3 rRNA genes are annotated in these 5,640 nt (G+C 54.9%); all 3 read left to right on the top strand.

Features of this window, described 5'->3' with window-relative positions:
• The first annotated feature begins 409 nt into the window (after positions 1 to 409).
• The 3 genes from QWU44_RS11615 to rrf all read left to right on the top strand — a co-directional run bounded on the left by QWU44_RS11615 (position 410) and on the right by rrf (position 5,626).
• Positions 410 to 1,930 (top strand): 16S ribosomal RNA (locus QWU44_RS11615).
• Positions 1,931 to 2,309: 379 nt separating this feature from the next.
• Positions 2,310 to 5,408, top strand: a 23S ribosomal RNA gene (locus tag QWU44_RS11610).
• A gap of 100 nt (positions 5,409 to 5,508) precedes the next feature.
• A 5S ribosomal RNA gene (gene rrf, locus QWU44_RS11605) occupies positions 5,509 to 5,626 on the top strand.
• The 16S, 23S and 5S rRNA genes sit together here, the layout of an rRNA operon.
• Positions 5,627 to 5,640 lie beyond the last annotated feature (14 nt).

Here is a 5,640-nt window from a genome sequence, read left to right as displayed (position 1 = left end):
GTGATGTTTGAGAACTCGATAGTGTGCCAATGTATTTGCTTGGTGAATGTGGTTGCCCTGTTTTTGTGGGGTGGTTGTGTTTGCTGGGTGGATAGTTTTTGATTCGTTTCCGGATCATTCATGGTCGTGGCGTGTGCCGGGGAGTGTAAGTCGCTTCCTTAATCAGCCATTGTGTGGTGCCTGCGTTGTGTGGGTGTCGTGTGGTGGTTGTTGACTGTGGTGGTTGGGACGGATGTTTTTGTGGTGCGTTTGTTTTTCCTCGTCGAATGACGCGCATCATGGGAGTGGATGTTTCATCTGCTTTATTTTTTTGGACAATCATTTTTACGCTGCCCGGTTCTTTTGGGTTGGGTGGTGTGCTGGTTGTTTGTTTTGCTAGGTTTTGGGCTTTTCTTATTGCTTAAAAGCTTTTATGGAGAGTTTGATCCTGGCTCAGGACGAACGCTGGCGGCGTGCTTAACACATGCAAGTCGAACGATGAAGCGGTGCTTGCACCGTGGATTAGTGGCGAACGGGTGAGTAACACGTGGGTGATCTGCCCTGCACTTCGGGATAAGCCTGGGAAACTGGGTCTAATACCGGATATGACTGCATCGTTAGTGGGTGTGGTGGAAAGGTTTTTCCGGTGCAGGATGAGCCCGCGGCCTATCAGCTTGTTGGTGGGGTAATGGCCTACCAAGGCGTCGACGGGTAGCCGGCCTGAGAGGGTGTACGGCCACATTGGGACTGAGACACGGCCCAGACTCCTACGGGAGGCAGCAGTGGGGAATATTGCACAATGGGCGCAAGCCTGATGCAGCGACGCCGCGTGGGGGATGACGGCCTTCGGGTTGTAAACCCCTTTCGACAGGGACGAAGAGAGATTGACGGTACCTGTATAAGAAGCACCGGCTAACTACGTGCCAGCAGCCGCGGTAATACGTAGGGTGCGAGCGTTGTCCGGAATTACTGGGCGTAAAGAGCTCGTAGGTGGTTTGTCGCGTCGTCTGTGAAATCCCGGGGCTCAACTCCGGGCGTGCAGGCGATACGGGCATAACTTGAGTGCTGTAGGGGAGACTGGAATTCCTGGTGTAGCGGTGAAATGCGCAGATATCAGGAGGAACACCGATGGCGAAGGCAGGTCTCTGGGCAGTAACTGACGCTGAGGAGCGAAAGCATGGGGAGCAAACAGGATTAGATACCCTGGTAGTCCATGCCGTAAACGGTGGGCGCTAGGTGTGGGTCCCTTCCACGGGGTCCGTGCCGTAGCTAACGCATTAAGCGCCCCGCCTGGGGAGTACGGCCGCAAGGCTAAAACTCAAAGGAATTGACGGGGGCCCGCACAAGCGGCGGAGCATGTGGATTAATTCGATGCAACGCGAAGAACCTTACCTGGGCTTGACATGTGCAGGATCGGCGCAGAGATGTGTCTTCCCTTGTGGCCTGCATGCAGGTGGTGCATGGTTGTCGTCAGCTCGTGTCGTGAGATGTTGGGTTAAGTCCCGCAACGAGCGCAACCCTTGTCTTATGTTGCCAGCACGTTATGGTGGGGACTCATGAGAGACTGCCGGGGTCAACTCGGAGGAAGGTGGGGATGACGTCAAATCATCATGCCCCTTATGTCCAGGGCTTCACACATGCTACAATGGTCGGTACAGTGGGTTGCGAAGCCGTGAGGTGGAGCCAATCCCTTAAAGCCGGTCTCAGTTCGGATTGGGGTCTGCAACTCGACCCCATGAAGTCGGAGTCGCTAGTAATCGCAGATCAGCAACGCTGCGGTGAATACGTTCCCGGGCCTTGTACACACCGCCCGTCACGTCATGAAAGTTGGTAACACCCGAAGCCAGTGGCCCAACCCTTGTGGGGGGAGCTGTCGAAGGTGGGATCGGCGATTGGGACGAAGTCGTAACAAGGTAGCCGTACCGGAAGGTGCGGCTGGATCACCTCCTTTCTAAGGAGCTTTTTTTCCACGCTCATCGTGAGTGTTGTGCTTGCCTGGTCACCGGTTGGTGGTTGGGTGTGTGGGTGTGGCGGTTGGTTTGTGGCGGACGAGTGTTCCGCACGCCGGCTGGATAATGATAATCGGGTGGACGCGCGTCGTGTAAGCGATTGTGGGTGTGTTCGGGTGAATTGGAAACGTTCGTTGGTGCACTGTCGGGTGTCTGGGACATTATGTTCCTGGTGTTGCGGCCATGTGGCTTGCTGGCCTTGCGGGGTTGGTGGGTGTGTGGTTGGTGTTGTTGTCAGAACTGGATAGTGGACGCGAGTATCTTTATTTTTTGTTTCGTCGAGAATGTGACCGTTTTTGCGGTTGTTCTTAGTGTTTTGTGTGTTTTGTTTGTAAGGGCACACGGTGGATGCCTTGGCATACTGAGCCGATGAAGGACGTGGGAGGCTGCGTTAAGCCTCGGGGAGCTGTCAACCGAGCGTTGATCCGAGGATGTCCGAATGGGGAAACCCGGCCGTCGTTGTGGGCGGTCACCTGCCGGTGAATGAAATAGTCGGTGTGGAGGTAACGCGGGGAAGTGAAACATCTCAGTACCCGCAGGAAGAGAAAACAATAGTGATTCTGCTAGTAGTGGCGAACGAACGTGGATGAATGGCTAAACCGTATGCGTGTGATACCCGGCAGGGGTTGCGTGTACGGTGTTGTGGGGCAATGACGTTGTGTGGTCTGCCGGCCGCGCCTGATGAGTGTTTGTGTGTTAGCGGAAGTGGTTTGGAATGACCTGCCGTAGACGGTGAGAGTCCGGTACGTGAAAACACATGGGCCGTTGGTGTTGTTGATACCCCGAGTAGCAGCGGGCTCGTGGAATCTGCTGTGAATCAGCCGGGACCACCCGGTAAGCCTGAATACTCAGTGTGACCGATAGCGGAATAGTACCGTGAGGGAATGGTGAAAAGTACCCCGGGAGGGGAGTGAAATAGTACCTGAACCCGTGTGCCTACAATCCGTCAGAGCCTCCGTGTGGGGTGATGGCGTGCCTTTTGAAGAATGAGCCTGCGAGTCAGCGGCATGTCGCGAGGTTAACCCGTTTGTGGGGTAGCCGTAGCGAAAGCGAATCCTAACTAGGGTGTTTTAGTGGCATGTCCTGGACCCGAAGCGGGGTGATCTACCCATGGCCAGTGTGAAGCGACGGTAAGACGTCGTGGAGGCGCGAACCCACTTAGGTTGAAAACTGAGGGGATGAGTTGTGGGTAGGGGTGAAAGGCCAATCAAACTCCGTGATAGCTGGTTCTCCCCGAAATGCATTTAGGTGCAGCGTTGCGTGTTTCTTGCCGGAGGTAGAGCTACTGGTTGGTTTAGCGGGACTACAATCTTAGCGACATCAGCCAAACTCCGAATGCCGGTAAGTGTAAGCGTGGCAGTGAGACTGCGGGGGATAAGCTTCGTAGTCGAGAGGGAAACAGCCCAGATCGCCGGCTAAGGCCCCTAAGCGTGTACTAAGTGGAAAAGGATGTGGGATCGCGAAGACAACCAGGAGGTTGGCTTAGAAGCAGCCATCCTTGAAAGAGTGCGTAATAGCTCACTGGTCGAGTGGTTCTGCGCCGACAATGTAGTGGGGCTCAAGTACACCGCCGAAGCCGCGGCAGCGATATCCTTTTGAGGGTGTTGTTGGGTAGGGGAGCGTCGTGCATGGATTGAAGCCGCCGGGTGACCGTGTGGTGGACTGTGCGCGAGTGAGAATGCAGGCATGAGTAGCGAATGATGAGTGAGAAACTCATCCGCCGGATGACCAAGGGTTCCTGGGTCAAGCTAATCTTCCCAGGGTGAGTCGGGACCTAAGGCGAGGCCGACAGGCGTAGTCGATGGACAACGGGTTGATATTCCCGTACCCGTGCACATGCGCCCATGGTGAATCAGTGATACTAACCGCCCAGAAGCGTTACGCTGCTTTCTTTGATTGTGGTGTTTCGTGGATGCGTGGGACCTGATCTGGTAGTAGCCAAGCGATGGGGTGACACAGATTGGTAGTCGAGCCACTTATTGGATTGTGGTGTAAGCGTGCAGCCCGAGGGATAGGTAAATCCGTTCCTCGTTATATGGGTGAGGCGTGATGCGTACCCTTTTTGGGGATGTCGATGATCCTGTGCTGTCGAGAAAAGCCTCTAGCGATGTGTGTGTGCGGCCCGTACCCCAAACCGACACAGGTGGTCAGGTAGAAAATACTAAGGCGATCGGGTTAACTGTGGTTAAGGAACTCGGCAAAATGCCCCCGTAACTTCGGGAGAAGGGGGGCCATGACGGGTCACTGGTCCTAGCGGCTGGTTGGCGTGTTGTGGCCGCAGAGAATAGAGGGAAGCGACTGTTTACTAAAAACACAGGTCCGTGCGAAGACGATAAGTCGATGTATACGGACTGACGCCTGCCCGGTGCTGGAAGGTTAAGAGGACCTGTTAGACCAACTTGTTGGTCGAAGCGGAGAATTTAAGCCCCAGTAAACGGCGGTGGTAACTATAACCATCCTAAGGTAGCGAAATTCCTTGTCGGGTAAGTTCCGACCTGCACGAATGGCGTAACGACTTCCCTGCTGTCTCAACCACAGGCCCGGCGAAATTGCAGTACGAGTAAAGATGCTCGTTACGCGCGGCAGGACGAAAAGACCCCGGGACCTTCACTATAGCTTGGTATTGATGCTCGGTTCGGTTTGTGTAGGATAGGTGGGAGACTGTGATCATGTGACGCCAGTTGTGTGTGAGTCGTTGTTGAAATACCACTCTGATCGAATTGGGTATCTGTTAACCTCGGCCCGTGATCCGGGCCAGGGACAGTGCCTGGTGGGTAGTTTAACTGGGGCGGTTGCCTCCCAAAGAGTAACGGAGGCGCCCAAAGGTTCCCTCAGCCTGGTTGGCAATCAGGTGTTGAGTGTAAGTGCACAAGGGAGCTTGACTGTGAGACTGACAGGTCGAGCAGGTACGAAAGTAGGGACTAGTGATCCGGCACCGGCTTGTGGAAGCGGTGTCGCTCAACGGATAAAAGGTACCCCGGGGATAACAGGCTGATCTTCCCCAAGAGTCCATATCGACGGGATGGTTTGGCACCTCGATGTCGGCTCGTCGCATCCTGGGGCTGGAGTAGGTCCCAAGGGTTGGGCTGTTCGCCCATTAAAGCGGCACGCGAGCTGGGTTTAGAACGTCGTGAGACAGTTCGGTCTCTATCCGCCGCGCGCGTTGAAACTTGAGAAAGGCTGTCCCTAGTACGAGAGGACCGGGACGGACGTACCTCTAGTGTGCCAGTTGTCACGCCCGTGGCATGGCTGGTTGGCTACGTACGGAAGGGATAACCGCTGAAAGCATCTAAGCGGGAAGCCCGTTTCAAGATAAGGTTTCGTTTGAGGTTCCCTATAGACTATGGGGTTGATAGGCCGGATCTGGAAGCACAGTAATGTGTGGAGGTGACCGGTACTAATTGACCGAAACAAAACAACATGGGCATAGAAACATTTGATGTGTTGCTCGCGTCCACTAGCCAGTGTCTGGCACCAACACCAGCACAACGTAAGTTGTGTGTGGCACTGTTTGAGATGTGTCGGTGGTTTTAGCGGTGCGGGAAACGCCCGGTCCCTTTCCGAACCCGGAAGCTAAGCCCACCAGCGCCGATGGTACTGCATGCGGGAGCGTGTGGGAGAGTAGGACACCGCCGACACTACAACTTCACAA

This window comes from Corynebacterium sp. CCM 9203, assembly GCF_041357675.1.
Lineage (GTDB): Bacteria > Actinomycetota > Actinomycetes > Mycobacteriales > Mycobacteriaceae > Corynebacterium.
This window is presented reverse-complemented; position numbering and strand designations above follow the sequence as displayed.